The organism is Streptomyces sp. NPDC005494 (assembly GCF_042872025.1).
Taxonomy (GTDB): Bacteria; Actinomycetota; Actinomycetes; order Streptomycetales; family Streptomycetaceae; genus Streptomyces.
Genome location: NZ_JBIAJR010000005.1, coordinates 246,281 through 259,885 on the forward strand (window position 1 = coordinate 246,281; position 13,605 = coordinate 259,885).

Below are 13,605 nucleotides of genomic sequence, written 5' to 3' on the forward strand. Positions count from 1 at the left end.
GGGTCGCTGGGACACTCGCCGCATGAGCAGCCAGAGACTCTTCGCCGCCGTCCTGCCGCCGGAGCCCGCCGCCGACGAGCTGGCCCGGGCGGTCGCCCCGCTGCACCGGCTGCCGGGGGCCGTGAACCTCCGCTGGACCGCGCGGGCGGGCTGGCACTACACGCTGGCCTTCCTCGGGAACGTGGAGGAGGAGCTGCTGCCCGAGCTGTACGTCCGGCTGGAGCGGGCCGCGCACCGGACCGAGCCGTTTCCGCTCAGAATCCACGGCGGGGGCCGCTTCGACGGGCGGGCCCTGTGGGCGGGGGCGGCGGGGGGCCTCGACACGCTGCGGCTGCTCGCCGAACGCGCCGACGCCGCCGCCCGCAGGTCCGGGGTGGCGATGGAGGAGCACCGCCGCTACACCCCGCACCTCACCCTCGCCCGCAGCCGGGTCCCGACCGACCTGACCCCGTACACGGCGGCGCTGGAGGGCTTCGAGGGCCGTCACTGGGAGGCCGGGGAGCTCAGCCTCGTACGCAGCAACCTGCCCGTGGACGGGGTGCCCGGGCAGCAGCCGCGGTACGAGGTGGTGCGGGCCTGGCCGCTGGGGAGGTGAGCGGGGCGGTTACGCTCGTCGGGTGGACCCGAAGACCAGAAACCGCATCATGGCGGCCGTGCTCGTGTTGATGTTCGTCGTCGTGGCGGCGGCTTCCGCCCTCGGAGGCTGAGCCCCGGGAGCGGAAGCCGTACACCCGGCCGTCACCAGGCGAAGTTCTCCGGCGACGGGCCGGGGCCCGGGAAGATCTCGTCCAGTGCCGACAGCACCTCCTCCGACAGCTCCAGTTCCACCGCGCGCAGAGCCGAGTCGAGCTGCTCGCGCGTGCGCGGGCCGGAGATCGGGCCGGTGACGCCGGGCCGGGTCAGCAGCCAGGCGAGACCGGCCTCGCCGGGCTCCAGGCCGTGCTTCTCCAGCAGGTCCTCGTACGCCTGGACCTGGGCCCGCACCTTCGGGTCGGCCAGCGCGTCGCCGGAGCGGCCCGACGTGGACCGGGCGCCGCTTCCCTCGCGCTCCTTGCGGATCGCGCCGCCGAGCAGCCCACCGTGCAGGGGCGACCACGGGATGACCCCGAGGCCGTACTCCTGGGCCGCCGGGATCACCTCCATCTCGGCGCCGCGCTCCATCAGGTTGTAGATGCACTGCTCGCTGACGAGCCCGTAGCTGCCGCGCCGGGCGGCCCGCTCGTTGGCCTGGGCGATCTTGTAGCCCGAGAAGTTGGACGAGCCCGCGTAAAGGATCTTGCCCTGCTGGATCAGTACGTCGATGGCCTGCCAGATCTCGTCGATCGGGGTGTCCCGGTCGACGTGGTGGAACTGGTACAGGTCGATGTGGTCCGTCTGCAGCCGCTTGAGGCTGGCGTCGACGGCCCGGCGGATGTTGAGGGCGGACAGCTTGTCGTGGTTGGGCCAGGCCTCGCCGTCGGCGCCCATGTTGCCGTAGACCTTGGTGGCGAGAACGACCTTGTCACGACGGTCTCCGCCCTGCGCGAACCAGGTGCCGAGGATCTCCTCGGTGCGGCCCTTGTTCTCGCCCCAGCCGTAGACGTTCGCCGTGTCGAAGAAGTTGACGCCCGCGTCCAGGGCGGCGTCCATGAGTGCGTGGCTGTCGCTCTCGTTGGTCTGGGGGCCGAAGTTCATCGTCCCCAGGACGAGGCGGCTGACCTTGAGTCCGGTGCGTCCGAGCTGCGTGTACTTCATGGAGCCCAAGCCAACTCCTTCGAGCGGGCTCGAAGCAAGCGTGATCGGGGAGGCGCGCCGCGAAAGCGGCTCTCAGACGCGCCGCGCGAACCGGTCCAGCGCCGCCAGCACCGCCCGGGAGGTCGCCGGCCCGCCTAGGTGCCCCGCACCGTCGATCACCGTCAGCTCGGCGTCCGGCCAGGCCTTCGCCAGCTCCCAGGCGGTGATCAGCGGGCCTCCCAGGTCGAAGCGGCCGTGCACCAGCACGCCGGGGATGCCCGCGAGGCGTCCGGCGTCACGGATCAGCTGCCCTTCCTCCAGCCAGGCGGCGTGCGCGAAGTAGTGCGCGCAGATCCGCACGAAGGCCAGCTGGTCGCGGCCGGGCCTGCCGCTGTACGGGGAGGGGCCGGTGTACGCCTCCATGGACAGCACCGCGTCCTCCCAGGCACACCAGTCGGCGGTGGCCCTCGCCCGCACCTCCGGGTCGGGGCTCTCCGTCCGGCGCGCGTACGCGGCGACGAGGTCCGCCGGGCCCTCGGCCTCCGGTACACCCGCCCGGAACAGGTCCCAGGCCTCGGGGAAGATCTGCCCGGCGCCCCGGTACAGCCAGTCGATCTCGCTGCGCCGGGTCGTCGTCACAGCGGAGATGACGATCTCCGAGACCCGCTCCGGGTGCTGTTCGGCGTAGGCCAGGATCAGCGTGGAGCCCCACGAGCCGCCGTACAGCAGCCACTTCTCGATACCCAGGTGCTCACGCAGGAGCTCCATGTCGGCGACCAGGTGCGCCGTCGTGTTGTGGCGCATGTCGGTGGCTGGGTCGCTCGCGTGCGGGGTGGAGCGTCCGCAGTTGCGCTGGTCGAAGAGCACGACGCGGTACAGCTCGGGGTCGAAGTACTGCCGCGCCCAGGCCCCGCAGCCCGAACCCGGCCCGCCGTGGACGACGAGGGCGGGCTTGCCGCCGGGGTTGCCGCAGACCTCCCAGTACACGTGGTTGCCGTCGCCGACGTCCAGCATCCCCTGGTCGTACGGCTCGATCGGCGGGTACTTCTCGTCCGGCTTCCTGTCCACTGCGACGGTCCCCCTCGATCGGTGGTGGCTAATCGGTGTAGGTGAACGGGGCGTCGGCCGAGTTGTCGGTGTCCACGTCGTCCAGGCTCCACACGCGGAACGTGGGGCTGTCGTGCCCCGAACCCACCTCGACGGGCACGAGCACCTCCACGGCCAGTCGGCCGTCGGCCTCCACGGTGACGTCGCGCACGTCCTTCTCGACGGACCCGCTGTCCCGGAAGGTGATGCGGACCTGCTCTCCCGGTGCGAAACCGCCGGCCTCGATCGTCACCTTGTCGCCCGCGGCCGCCATGTAGGGGGTCACGGTCACGCGCGGCCTGGAGTCCCCGGTCGGGGAGCCGGTCGCGGGCAGGGTCTGCAACGGGGGATCCGACGGCCCGTCCGAGGGCCCGTCCGGCAGTCCGGACTCCGCGGTCGAGGCGGGTGCCGTCACGGATGTCGCAGGGGGCCCGGCCCACCGTCCGTCCGAGGGGGAGTCCCCGTCGGACGCCACGGCGGCGATGACGGCGGCCGCGATCGTCGCCACCGCTGTGATCACGGCGGCGATGACCGGCACCCGATGGCTTCCGGCCTGCGGGGCCGGCGGCTGCGGGGTCGGGGGCTGCGCGGGCGGAGGCGGTGTCGGTGGCCCGGAGGGCCGGGGCGGCGGGGGCTGTGCGGGGCTGGACACGCGTGGGTTCCCCTGCGGGTTCGTCTTGGCGGGTGAAGAGCCGCTCACGATACCCACCGGGACAGGGCGCGCGCCGGTCAATTCCCCCTGGTGCGAGGTGAATCCGCCGGCCGGCGCGTGCCCCCGCGTCTCACGGGGCGAGCGGCAGCCGACGCTTGTGGTCGGTGAGACGGTAGCGGCCGACGATCGTGTCGAAGGCCTTCTCGTCCACCGGCTTCCCCTCCAGGAAGTCGTCGATGGTGTCGTAGGTGACGCCGAGGGCCTGCTCGTCCGCCTTGCCCGGGTCGAGCGTCTCCAGGTCGGCCGTCGGCACCTTCCACACCAGCTCGGCCGGGGCGCCCAGGGCGTCGGCCACGGCACGCACGCGGCGCTTGGTCAGGCCGGTCAGGGGGACGAGGTCGGCGGCGCCGTCCCCGAACTTGGTGAAGAAGCCGGAGACCGCCTCGGCGGCGTGGTCCGTGCCGACCACGAGACCGTTGTGCGCGCCGGCCACTCCGTACTGGGCGATCATGCGCTGCCGCGCCTTGACGTTGCCGAGCACGAAGTCCTGGTGGTGGGGGTCGCTGAAGGCCACGTCACCGGTGAGCAGGGCGTCCTGCATGGCGTCGGTCGCGGGCTTGATGTCGACGGTCAGCACCTGGTCGGGCCGGATGAAGGAGAGTGCGAGCTGCGCGTCGTGCTCGTCGGCCTGCACACCGTAGGGGAGCCGCATCGCGTAGAACCGCGCCTCGTGGCCCGCGTCCCGGGCCCGCTCGACGGCGAGCTGGCACAGCCGCCCCGCCGCGGTGGAGTCGACGCCGCCGCTGATGCCGAGCACCAGGGAGCGCAGTCCCGTGGAGGTCAGCCGTTCGGCGAGGAAGGCCACACGCCGCTCGATCTCCTGCTGGGCGTCGAAGGTCTCCGCGACCTCCAGTTCCCGGGCGATCTCCTGCTGCAGGGCGATGTTCGCCGACTCGCTCACGTCTGCTCCTCGGTCCGGTTCGGGACGGTCTGTCTCGCCCACCCTACCGAGGGGCCGCAGGCCGGGCGGTCCGGCGGAGCCACGGCACCAGCTGAGCCGACCCGAACGCGACCTCGACGACGAGGAACAGCCACAGCAGCCGTGGACCGCCGTGGGCGAGTGCGTACCCCTGCCAGGCGGCGAACAGGGCGCGCGCGGCACCGTCGTACAGCCCGTGCTCAGGCAGCGGCCGGGCGAGGCGCAGGACGGCCCAGACGACCACGACGGAGCCCATCAGGTTGGCGTACAGGATCTGCATGGGGTCCTGGGCGGGCAGGGGGCCGAGCCCGAGGGCCTCGCCGGCGGACGACAGCACGCCGTGCAGCAGTCCGTACGTCCACGGAGTCGCGAAGCCGGCGGTGACGACGAGGTCGTACCAGGCGCTCGCGCGCACGACGGACAGGTAGGGGACGGGGGCGAGGGGCATGCGGAACTCCCTGGGGTCTCGGGTGGCGACCGCCCGACGCTAAACAGTGGCGTACGGTCCAAGGTCAAGCGCAGAACCCCGGGGGTGGACCATGCTGATCGGTGAACTGGCCGCGCGGACGGGCCTGTCGAGGGACGCCATCCGGTTCTACGAGCGGAACGGGCTCGTCACCGGTGGCCGACTGCCCAGCGGTTACCGCGACTTCCCGCCGGAGACGGTCCCCTGGCTGCTGTACGTCCGTACCGCGCAGACCCTGGGGTTCTCCCTGGCGGAGATCGGGAGGCACGGCGCCGAGCTGCGTGACGCGCCCGACCCCGCGGACGCCCTGTCCGCGCTGATGGAGGAGAAGATGCGGCTGATCGACAGCCGCATGGCCGAACTGGCTTCCCTGCGCGCCGAACTGGGCGCCCGAGTGGGCACCGGGTGCCCGCTCCGTGCCGCCGGTGCCGTCAGCCCCTGATGCCTGGGTGACTCCCTGCGGCCGGTGCCGTCAGCCCCTGACGGCCACGTGGTACGCGGAGGCCCACAGCGTCACCGCGGAGCCCAGCCCCACCACGGCGCGCACGCTCTCGTCCGACAGTCCGGCCGCGACGAGCGCGAAGCCGAGGACCGCGACGGCGCTCATCAGCGCGGCCGTCACCTTGTACTGCCACTGGTCGTAGAGGCGCGCGAGCGGGACGAAGTGCAGGCCGACCACCAGCGCGATGCCCGGAGGGATGAGCCCGGGGTGGCCCGAGGCGTTGGACGCCGCGATCACACTGAAGACGGCCGCGAGCTCGACGACGTTGACGACCCCCACCGAACGCGCCCAGTTCGCGGGCAGGTCGACCAGGCGGGGCGAGGGCGCGGCGCCCTTGCGGTACGCCAGGAGGATCGCCACCGCCGTGACCGGCACCGCGATGATCTCGGCGGCCAGGGCGGCGCCCGGGGACGCCAGGCCGGACGCCCCGGCGAAGACCCAGACCAGCGCGAACACCGACAGGACGACGGTGCCCCTGCGCCGCAGGCTCCGGGTGAGTGCGGCGCACAGGACGTCGTCGGATGCCGATCGGGGCGTCGAGGGCGTGGAGGGCGTCGAAGGCGTCGGGTGGGTCACGGGGGCGACGGTACAGCGATCACCTTGCCCGCCCGGCGGTTTCGGGCCGGACGGAGCAAGCCTCCACTTGCGGAGGCTCTTCGTCCGGCCCGTACGCCCTGACCTGCTCGGATCACGGTACGAGGACGAGCCGTCCCCGTACCCCGCCCTCCGCGAGACGACTGTGCGCCTCGGCGGCCCTGTCCAGCGGGTAGGTGTCCGCCACCCGGGTCGAGAGGGCGCCCTGGTCGACCAGCTTCACCAGCTCCGCGAGCCGGTTGCCGTCGGCGGCCACCTCCACCACCTGGACCCGGATGCCCCGCACGCTCGGCGGGCCCGCCTGCGGGATGACGCCGATGTAGTCGCCGCCGTCCTTCACGTGGGCCAGCGCGTCCGCGCCGATCACGGCGGCGTCCAGCACGGCGTCGAACCCGCCCACGGCCGCGCCGCGTTCCACGAACCGGTCCGCCCCGAAGGACCGTACGAGCTCCTCGTCGGCCGCGCCGGCCACCCCGGTGACCGTGAGCCCTGCCCGGTGGGCGAGCTGCACCGCGTATCCGCCGACCGCACCCGCCGCGCCGGTGACCAGCAGCGTGGAGCCGGGTGCCAGGTCCAGCAGGTCCAGTGCCTGCGCGGCGGTCAGGGTGTTCAGCGGCACGGTCGCCGCGTGGACGGCGTCCACGGAGGAGGGGGCGGCGGCGACCGCCGAGCCGTCCACCACCACGTGGTCCGCGTGCGTCTTCACCGGCGCGGGGCCGTACGCCAGCGCGACGACCTCGGTCCCCACCGCGTACTGCGCTCCCGCGCCCACCGCGTCCACGGTTCCCGCCACGTCCCAGCCGAGCCCCAGCGCGCCGCCCTCGGGCAGCGGGACGAGTATTCCCGCGCGGTACGCCGCGTCCACCGGGTTCACGGCAGCCGCCGCCACCTTGATCCGCACCTGGCCGGGGCCGGGCTCGGGGACCGCGGTCTCCACGAGCTCCACTGCCTCGGGACCACCGAACGCCTTGACCACCACAGCACGCATGTCGACAACTCCTCGGTATCGGTGGCGGGTTTCTCCCGCCTCCACAAACCTAGGAAGAGTTACTCTCTTTCCGTAAGTACGTACCTCCAGGTGCGTAGGCCACCCCCAGGTAGGACCGGAGGCAGGAGCCCCATGGCGACCCGCACCGCGGCCCAGCGCCGCGAGGAAGCCCGATTCGCCTACGACGCGTTCCTCAGGGAGTGCCCGACCAACCAACTGCTGGGGCGGCTCGGCGACAAGTGGGTCAGCCTCATCGTGAGCGCCCTGCGCGACGGCCCCATGCGGTACAGCGACCTCGGCCGCAAGATCGCCGGGGTGAGCCAGAAGATGCTGACGCAGTCGCTGCGGACCCTGGAGCGGGACGGACTCGTCACGCGCACCGTGACGCCGTCCGTGCCCGTGCGCGTCGACTACGAACTGACCGAGCTGGGCCACAGCCTGAGCGATCTGCTGTTCGCCGTGAAAACCTGGGCGGAGACCCACTTCGACCAGGTTCACGAGGCCCGGGAGCGCTATGACGAGGAGGCTGCGGCGTGAACGCGACCCCGCAGGTACTGGCGGTGCTGGACGAACTGCTCGCCTCCGTGGCCCCGGGCCGGCGCGGTGCGCTGTGGCATCTCGCCGAGCAGGGGCGCGAGCTGGATGCCAACGTCGTCCACCTGCCGCCGGACGCCGGGGTGGGCGAGCACCAGGAGGACGTCCTGGACGTGCTCTTCGTCGTCCTCGCGGGCGACGGCACCTTGCGTACGGGCGCCGGTGACACACTGCGCCTCGCTCCGACCGCGGTCCTGTGGCTCCCGCGCACCTCGCGCCGTGCTCTGCTCGCGGGGCCCGAGGGGCTGACCTACCTCACGGTCCACCGCCGCCGTCCCGGACTGACCGTCAAGCCGGCGGTACGGGCTCCCGCGTACGAGGGCGGCGAGGCTCCCTGCATGCTGGACCTGGTGTGCCCGGAGTGCGGCAGGCTGTCGGCGGACCGGGCGCCCAGGTTCTGCAGCGCGTGCGGGGAGGCTTTTCCGGAGCGGTAGTTCCGGGTTCACGGTCCCTCGGGCCGGAGCGTCAGGCCAGGGAGAGGAACAGCTTCTCCAGGCGGGCGCGCATCCGGTCCTTGTCGGCGGGCGTCTGTGCCTCGTCGGCCAGACACTGTTCGAGCCCCGTCGCGATGATGGAGAAGCCCGCCCGGTCCAGGGCCCGGGAGGCCGCGGCGAGCTGGGTCACCACGTCCTCGCAGTCCTTGCCCTCCTCGATCATCCTGATCACCCCGGCGATCTGCCCCTGTGCGCGGCGCAGCCGGTTGAGTACGGACTTCAGCTCGTCGGCCGCGATGTCGAGTTGCACGGTTCCTCCGGTGTCGTCTTGGGTCGCGTCTGCCACCTGATCGGCTCGTACCCCAGGGGGTATGTTAGCCCGGCGTGCCCCCCGGCCGAGGGTGTCCTCAGCCCCACCCCGTACCCGGGTGTGCACGCCACTGTGCTCGTCCTCCCGTGTCCGTAGCGTCGTCTACGTGACGCAGAGTGCGTCCGACGAGCAAAGGGTGATGGCCATGTTCGATCGCAAGAGGCAGCCCCCGAGCCGGACAGCCGAGGCGCTCCGGCTGGAATCGGTGACCAAGGTGTACGGGACGGGGGACGGCGCGGTGACCGCGCTGGACGGAGTGACCCTGAGCCTGCCGACCGGCAGCTTCACCGCGGTCATGGGCCCCTCCGGTTCGGGCAAGTCGACGCTGCTCCAGTGCGCTGCCGGCCTGGACCGCGCCGACCAGGGGCGCATCCTCGTGGACGGTGAGGAGATGGGCGGCGGCAGCGAGGCGGCGCTGACGAAGTTCCGGCGGCAGCGGATCGGCTTCATCTTCCAGCAGTACAACCTGCTGCCCACCCTGACCGTCGAGGAGAACACCTCGCTGCCGCTGCGGCTCGCCGGCCGCCGGGCCGACCCGGAGCGGGTCCGGGCGATCCTCACGCAGGTGGGGCTCGGACGCCGGCTCGGTCACCTCCCCGACCAGCTCTCCGGCGGTCAGCGTCAGCGCGTCGCCATCGCCCGCGCCCTGGTCACCCGGCCCGGCGTGGTCTTCGCCGACGAGCCGACCGGCGCTCTGGACACCCGCAGCGCGCGTGACGTCCTCGGCCTGCTGAGGGAGACCGTCCGGGTCCACGGCAGCACCGTCGTGCTCGTCACCCACGACCCGGTGGCCGCCTCCTACGCCGACACGGTGCTCTTCCTCGCGGACGGGCGGCTGGCGGGCAGCCTGCCGGCCCCCACCGCCGAGGCCGTCGCCGAACGGATGACCCACCTCGGGGACCGCGTCGCCGCACGGCACGTGGACGACAGCTCGTTGATGGAGGTGTGAGCCATGCTCTTCCTCGCCCTGCGCTCGGTTCGCAAGCGTCCCGGACGCTTCCTCGCCACGCTCCTGTCCGCGTTCCTGGGCGCGGTCGTCATCATGACGTTCAGCTCCCTGCACGACACGGCGGCGGCCCCCGGGGTCGACGCGGTGAGCTCGGAGTCCATGACGATCTCCGCCGGCGTGGTCGGCGGCTACGGCTCCCTCCTCGTCTTCTTCGCCATCGCCTCGACCCTGACCGTCTCCGTCCGCCAGCGCGCCGAGGAGATTCATCTCCTGCGCTGCACCGGAGCGACCCCCGCCCAGATCACGCGCATGGTCGTCGGCGAGTCCGCCGTGGTGGCACTGGCCGGCACACTGCTCGCCATCGGGCCCGCCGTGCTCGGCGGCCGGCTCCTGCTCGACCTGTTCAAGGACAGCGGTCAGGTCGCCGCCCGGATCGAGCCCGCCTTCGGCGCGATGGCGCTCGGATCCGGTTTCGGCATCACGCTCCTCGCCTCGGTCGGCGCCGCCTTCCTCGCCGTACGCCGCGCCACCAGGGCTCCCTCCGGGGCCCGTAAGCGCTCGCGTGGCCGTGGCCGCACCCTGGCGGGGTGCGCGGCGCTGGTGGCGGGGGCCGGCGGGGTCCTGACCACGTACGCCGTCGACAGCACCGAGGAGATGCTGATGGCGTTCCCCGCCTACGGGGCCATCCTGCTCTCCGTCGGCTTCGCCGTCCTCGCCCCGTCCCTGCTGGGCCGGATGCTGCAACTCCTGAGCCGGCCGCTGGCCGCGGTGGGCGGCGCGGGCGGCTATCTCGGCGCCCGTAACCTGCGCCGGCGCGGTGCGGAGCTCGCCGGAATCCTCATGCCGATGATCATCTTCACCGGTATGGCCACCGCCACCCTCTACATCCAGGGCGTCGAGAGCGACTGGGTGACGTCGTCGGGCCTGGACAAGACCGTCGACGACAAGAACCTGGAGACCCTCAACCTGGTCGTCGTCGGCATCATCGTGGTCTTCTCCTGCATCATGCTCGTCAACAGCCTGTACGCGGCGACCTCCTACCGCCGCCGGGAGTTCGGGCAGCAGCGCCTTGCCGGGGCGACCCCCGGCCAGGTCCTCGGGGTGGTCGGCCTGGAGGCGGTGATCCTCACGCTGACGGGGCTGTTCCTGGGCACCGTGGCGGGCATCGCGGGCATCATCCCGTTCACGACCGTCCGCACCGACCAGGTCGTCCCCGACCAGGGGCCGGCGACCTGGCTGGCCATCATGGCCGTCGCCACGGTGGTCACCCTCGGCACGAGCCTGGGCACCGCGCGCAGGACACTGCGTACGCCGGCCGTCGACGCCGTCACCGTGGCCGCGTGAACCGTCCTGACGGGCCGTGGTCCCGCTCTCGCCCCCGGTAGAGGCCGGTGGCGAGAGCGATGGCGCTGTGTGTGGCCGGGTGGACGTCGTGGGTGCGCCAGATGAGGTGCACGGGGACGGGGTCCGCTTCGCGCAGAGGGCGGTAGACGATGCCGTCCCGCCGGTACTGGGCGGCGGTCGCCTCCGGAGTGAGACCGACGCGGCGGCCGGTGGCGATGGCGGCTAGCCAGTCGTCGATGTCGTGGGTGTACTCGACGGCGGGCCGGTCGTGTTCCGGCCACAGATCCAGGGTGGTCGTCCCGGTGCGGCGGTCGATGGCGAGGGTACGGCCGAGTACCTCGTCCAGACGGATACCGCGGCGGCGGGCCCAGGGGTCGTCGGAGGCCATGGCGACACGGCGGGCCTCGTGACCGATCAGCACGTGGGACCAGGACGTGAGGTCGAGAGGGGCGCGTACGACCGCCAGGTCGCAACGGCCTTCGGCGAGACCGCCGGTGGGGCTGTTGTGGCGGATCAGGCGCAGCTCGGTCCCGGGGTGCTGTTCGTGCCAGCGGCGCTGGAACTCGGTGGTGTGCCGGCCGAAGGCGGACCAGGCGTGGCCGATGTGCAGACGGGTGTGACCGAGGGTCGCTTCGCGGACCAGTTCGTCCGCCCCCGCCAGCAGGACACGGGCACGGGCCAGGACCCGCACGCCCACGGTCGTGGGGGCGACGGAGCGGCTGGTGCGGTGCAGCAGCCGCACCCCGAGGGAGCCTTCCAGCGCGGTGAGGGTCCGCGAGACGGCGGCCTGGGAGACACCGAGCTCGTGGGCGGCGTCCGTGAAACTGCCGGTGTCGACGATGGCGACCAGGCAGCGCAGATGTCTGAGCTCCATCGCGCCGGCCTTCGCACCCGTGCCATCCATACGCCCAGCGTATAGAACGGCCGCCGATTGCATTTTGCGCATGCGAGGCCGCGTCCCATCGTGGGCGCATGAAGCCCGCGCCCTCTCCCGCAGCCACCGCTCCCGCCGCCGTGCCGGCCCGGAGCGTGCGGGGCCCGGCCCCCCGGCCGGGGCGATGGGGAGGCATGGCGCTGATGCTGGGCAGCGGACTGTCCAACCAGAGCGGGGCGGCGGTGGCGGCGCTGGCCTTCCCGGTCCTCGGCACGCTCGGTGTCGTCGCTGTACGCCAGTGGGTGGCCGCCCTCGTACTCGGCGTTGCGGGCCGGCCACGGCTGCGGGGGTTCACCGCCGCGCAGTGGCGTCCCGTCCTGAGGCTGGCGCTGGTGTTCGCCGCGATGAACCTGTCCCTCTACACGGCGATCGAGCGGATCGGGCTCGGGCTGGCCGTCACGCTCGAATTTCTCGGCCCGCTGACCGTGGCCGTGGCCGGTTCCCGTCGGCGGACCGACCTCGCTGCCGCCCTCACCGCGGCGGTCGCGGTGGCGGTGCTCGCCCGTCCCACACCGTCCACCGACTACCTGGGCATCGGACTCGCCCTGCTGGCGGCGGCCTGCTGGGGCTGCTACATCCTGTGCAACCGCACCGTCGGCGCCCGGCTGCCCGGCCTGGAGGGTTCGGCCGCCGCGGCGCTCGTATCGGGCGCGATGTACCTGCCGGTGGGCGCGTGGGTGCTCTGGCAGCACCCGCCGACACCTGTGGCGCTGGGCTGCGCGCTGGCGGCCGGGGTGCTCTCCTCCGCCGTTCCGTTCGTGTCCGACCTGCTGGCGCTGCGCAGGGTGCCGCCGCATCTCTTCGGCGTCTTCATGAGCGTCAACCCCGTCTTCGCCGCCCTGATCGGGCTCGCCGTCCTGGACGAGCACCTCGATGCCGCCTCCTGGCTGGCCATCGCCGTGATCGTGGCCGCCAACACCGTCGTCGCCTCGACCGCGCCCCGCCGGGAAGCCGCCCGCACCGCGCCCCGTGGGGGAGGGACCGACCCCACCGCGCCCCGTCGGGGAGGGGCCCGCACCGCGCCGTGTCAGGGAGCCGACACCACCGCGCCGTGTCAGGGAGCCGCCACCACCGTGCCGCATCAGGGAGCCGCCACCATCGCGCCGCGTCGGGGAGCCGACACCACCGCGCCCCGTCGGGAAGCCCACCCCACCGCGCCGTGTCAGGACCCGGGTGCCGCGAGGCGATGACTTCGCCGGGGCGCGGGAGTCTGTTCCAGCAGGCCAGACGAAGGCTCCCGCCACGAAGGCGGGTGCGACGCGTGCCTCTGACAGGAGACCCGTCCCGTGACAGGAGACCCGATCCACATGAGCAACCCCGAGACGCCCGCGGAACCCGGCCGGCGGGCCCGGGCCGGGAACTGGCCCGCGATCCACGCCGAGCGGGCGGCGCTCGCGGCCGACCTCGCGGAGCTGGACGACGGCCGGTGGGAGACCCCTTCGCTCTGCGCAGGGCTGACGGTGCGTGAGGTGCTCGCCCACATCACGGCGGGGGCGAGTCTCAACTCCGCACGGTGGATGGCGGGGGTGATCCGCTGCCGGTTCGACTTCGACAAGCAGGTCGCCATGCGGCTGGCTGAGCAACTGGGCGGATCCCCTGCCGAGACACTCGAACGGTTCCGGCGTGCCGTCCCGAGCAGGACCAAGCCTCCCCTGCCGGTGACAGCGATGCTGGGCGAGGTGATCGTGCACGGGGAGGACATCAGGCGTCCGCTGGGCATCGTCCACCACAGGTCTCCGATCGAGGTGCTCACGCAGGTCGCTGCGTACTACCAGGGCTCGGACATGGTGGTCCTCGCCCGAGGGCGCGTGGACGGACTGCGTCTGGTCGCGGACGACGGTCCGTTCGCGGCGGGTTCCGGGCCGCTCGTGAAGGGACCCACCCTGGCCCTGGTGATGGCCATGACGGGACGTGCGGGGCACTGCGACGCACTCGAAGGTGACGGGGTCGAAGTCCTCCGTGAGCGCTGCCGGCCCGGATTCACCGGGGTCTAGTGGCCA

At 72.7% G+C, this 13,605-nt stretch carries 16 protein-coding genes and 1 pseudogene; 8 read left to right on the forward strand and 9 right to left on the reverse strand.

Annotated features, from left to right (window positions below; all coding sequences use genetic code 11):
• Positions 1-22 precede the first annotated feature (22 nt).
• Positions 23-595 (forward strand): RNA 2',3'-cyclic phosphodiesterase, encoded by a 573-nt coding sequence (gene thpR / locus ACFYQ6_RS17475; RefSeq protein ID WP_388763654.1) that lies wholly within the window; start codon positions 23-25, stop codon positions 593-595.
• Positions 596-738: 143 nt separating this feature from the next.
• Here the strand turns inward: thpR and ACFYQ6_RS17480 are convergent, their stop codons facing one another.
• The 5 genes from ACFYQ6_RS17480 to ACFYQ6_RS17500 all read right to left on the reverse strand — a co-directional run bounded on the left by ACFYQ6_RS17480 (position 739) and on the right by ACFYQ6_RS17500 (position 4,878).
• Positions 739-1,734, reverse strand: coding sequence for an aldo/keto reductase (locus tag ACFYQ6_RS17480; protein WP_388763656.1), 996 nt, complete (start codon positions 1,732-1,734; stop codon positions 739-741).
• Positions 1,735-1,806: 72 nt separating this feature from the next.
• The gene (gene pip, locus ACFYQ6_RS17485) at positions 1,807-2,781 is read right to left on the reverse strand and encodes a prolyl aminopeptidase (protein ID WP_388763658.1); all 975 of its coding nucleotides are present in this window, start codon (positions 2,779-2,781) and stop codon (positions 1,807-1,809) included.
• Positions 2,782-2,809: 28 nt separating this feature from the next.
• A complete protein-coding gene (locus tag ACFYQ6_RS17490) occupies positions 2,810-3,337 on the reverse strand; it encodes a hypothetical protein (RefSeq protein ID WP_361578122.1) in 528 nt (175 codons plus the stop codon).
• 244 nt (positions 3,338-3,581) lie between these two features.
• Positions 3,582-4,412, reverse strand: coding sequence for an ammonia-dependent NAD(+) synthetase (gene nadE, locus ACFYQ6_RS17495; protein WP_388763660.1), 831 nt, complete (start codon positions 4,410-4,412; stop codon positions 3,582-3,584).
• 43 nt (positions 4,413-4,455) lie between these two features.
• Positions 4,456-4,878, reverse strand: a complete 423-nt coding sequence (locus ACFYQ6_RS17500) for a hypothetical protein (protein WP_361578116.1) — start codon at positions 4,876-4,878, stop codon at positions 4,456-4,458.
• Between the two features lie 91 nt (positions 4,879-4,969).
• Between ACFYQ6_RS17500 and ACFYQ6_RS17505 the strand changes: the two genes are divergently transcribed.
• Positions 4,970-5,338, forward strand: a complete 369-nt coding sequence (locus ACFYQ6_RS17505) for a MerR family transcriptional regulator (protein WP_361578113.1) — start codon at positions 4,970-4,972, stop codon at positions 5,336-5,338.
• A 30-nt stretch (positions 5,339-5,368) separates the two neighbouring features.
• Here the strand turns inward: ACFYQ6_RS17505 and ACFYQ6_RS17510 are convergent, their stop codons facing one another.
• Together ACFYQ6_RS17510 and ACFYQ6_RS17515 are read right to left on the reverse strand one after the other, a co-directional pair.
• Positions 5,369-5,974, reverse strand: coding sequence for a hypothetical protein (locus tag ACFYQ6_RS17510; RefSeq protein ID WP_388763663.1), 606 nt, complete (start codon positions 5,972-5,974; stop codon positions 5,369-5,371).
• A gap of 112 nt (positions 5,975-6,086) precedes the next feature.
• A complete protein-coding gene (locus tag ACFYQ6_RS17515) occupies positions 6,087-6,980 on the reverse strand; it encodes an NADP-dependent oxidoreductase (RefSeq protein WP_388763665.1) in 894 nt (297 codons plus the stop codon).
• A 132-nt stretch (positions 6,981-7,112) separates the two neighbouring features.
• Here ACFYQ6_RS17515 and ACFYQ6_RS17520 point away from each other — a divergent pair, with 132 nt between their 5' ends.
• Both ACFYQ6_RS17520 and ACFYQ6_RS17525 read left to right on the forward strand, forming a co-directional pair.
• On the forward strand, positions 7,113-7,517 hold the full coding sequence (locus tag ACFYQ6_RS17520; RefSeq protein ID WP_361578104.1) for a helix-turn-helix domain-containing protein: 405 nt from the start codon (positions 7,113-7,115) through the stop codon (positions 7,515-7,517).
• Positions 7,514-8,008, forward strand: coding sequence for a cupin domain-containing protein (locus ACFYQ6_RS17525; protein ID WP_361578101.1), 495 nt, complete (start codon positions 7,514-7,516; stop codon positions 8,006-8,008). The genes ACFYQ6_RS17520 and ACFYQ6_RS17525 overlap by 4 nt, the downstream gene beginning before the upstream one ends.
• 31 nt (positions 8,009-8,039) lie before the next feature.
• On the opposite strand, the gene ACFYQ6_RS17530 is transcribed toward ACFYQ6_RS17525, so the two are convergent.
• A complete protein-coding gene (locus ACFYQ6_RS17530) occupies positions 8,040-8,318 on the reverse strand; it encodes a metal-sensitive transcriptional regulator (protein ID WP_361578098.1) in 279 nt (92 codons plus the stop codon).
• A 205-nt stretch (positions 8,319-8,523) separates the two neighbouring features.
• Between ACFYQ6_RS17530 and ACFYQ6_RS17535 the strand changes: the two genes are divergently transcribed.
• Entirely contained in the window at positions 8,524-9,327 is an 804-nt protein-coding gene (locus ACFYQ6_RS17535; RefSeq protein ID WP_388763668.1) for an ABC transporter ATP-binding protein, read from the forward strand.
• Between the two features lie 3 nt (positions 9,328-9,330).
• Positions 9,331-10,671 carry an FtsX-like permease family protein gene (locus ACFYQ6_RS17540; RefSeq protein WP_361578095.1) on the forward strand — a complete coding sequence of 447 codons (1,341 nt, stop codon included), beginning with the start codon at positions 9,331-9,333 and terminating at the stop codon, positions 10,669-10,671.
• On the opposite strand, the gene ACFYQ6_RS17545 is transcribed toward ACFYQ6_RS17540, so the two are convergent.
• Positions 10,655-11,575, reverse strand: coding sequence for a LysR family transcriptional regulator (locus ACFYQ6_RS17545; protein WP_388763669.1), 921 nt, complete (start codon positions 11,573-11,575; stop codon positions 10,655-10,657). The genes ACFYQ6_RS17540 and ACFYQ6_RS17545 overlap by 17 nt on opposite strands.
• Before the next feature lie 164 nt (positions 11,576-11,739).
• On the opposite strand from ACFYQ6_RS17545, the pseudogene ACFYQ6_RS17550 reads away from it, so the two are divergent.
• Both ACFYQ6_RS17550 and ACFYQ6_RS17555 read left to right on the forward strand, forming a co-directional pair.
• A pseudogene (locus tag ACFYQ6_RS17550) lies at positions 11,740-12,552 on the forward strand (DMT family transporter); the annotation flags it as partial.
• A gap of 360 nt (positions 12,553-12,912) precedes the next feature.
• Positions 12,913-13,599 (forward strand): maleylpyruvate isomerase family mycothiol-dependent enzyme, encoded by a 687-nt coding sequence (locus ACFYQ6_RS17555; protein ID WP_361578089.1) that lies wholly within the window; start codon positions 12,913-12,915, stop codon positions 13,597-13,599.
• Positions 13,600-13,605: the final 6 nt, after the last annotated feature.

Bases quoted from the DNA above. Each gene is read 5' to 3' on its own strand.
- ACFYQ6_RS17555 (WP_361578089.1), top strand. From the start codon at position 12,913: ATGAGCAACCCCGAGACGCCCGCGGAACCCGGCCGGCGGGCCCGGGCC.
- ACFYQ6_RS17520 (WP_361578104.1), top strand. From the start codon at position 7,113: ATGGCGACCCGCACCGCGGCCCAGCGCCGCGAGGAAGCCCGATTCGCC.
- thpR (WP_388763654.1), top strand. From the start codon at position 23: ATGAGCAGCCAGAGACTCTTCGCCGCCGTCCTGCCGCCGGAGCCCGCC.
- ACFYQ6_RS17480 (WP_388763656.1), bottom strand. From the start codon at position 1,734: ATGAAGTACACGCAGCTCGGACGCACCGGACTCAAGGTCAGCCGCCTC.
- ACFYQ6_RS17505 (WP_361578113.1), top strand. From the start codon at position 4,970: ATGCTGATCGGTGAACTGGCCGCGCGGACGGGCCTGTCGAGGGACGCC.
- ACFYQ6_RS17535 (WP_388763668.1), top strand. From the start codon at position 8,524: ATGTTCGATCGCAAGAGGCAGCCCCCGAGCCGGACAGCCGAGGCGCTC.
- ACFYQ6_RS17540 (WP_361578095.1), top strand. From the start codon at position 9,331: ATGCTCTTCCTCGCCCTGCGCTCGGTTCGCAAGCGTCCCGGACGCTTC.
- ACFYQ6_RS17545 (WP_388763669.1), bottom strand. From the start codon at position 11,575: ATGGATGGCACGGGTGCGAAGGCCGGCGCGATGGAGCTCAGACATCTG.
- ACFYQ6_RS17515 (WP_388763665.1), bottom strand. From the start codon at position 6,980: ATGCGTGCTGTGGTGGTCAAGGCGTTCGGTGGTCCCGAGGCAGTGGAG.
- ACFYQ6_RS17500 (WP_361578116.1), bottom strand. From the start codon at position 4,878: ATGCCCCTCGCCCCCGTCCCCTACCTGTCCGTCGTGCGCGCGAGCGCC.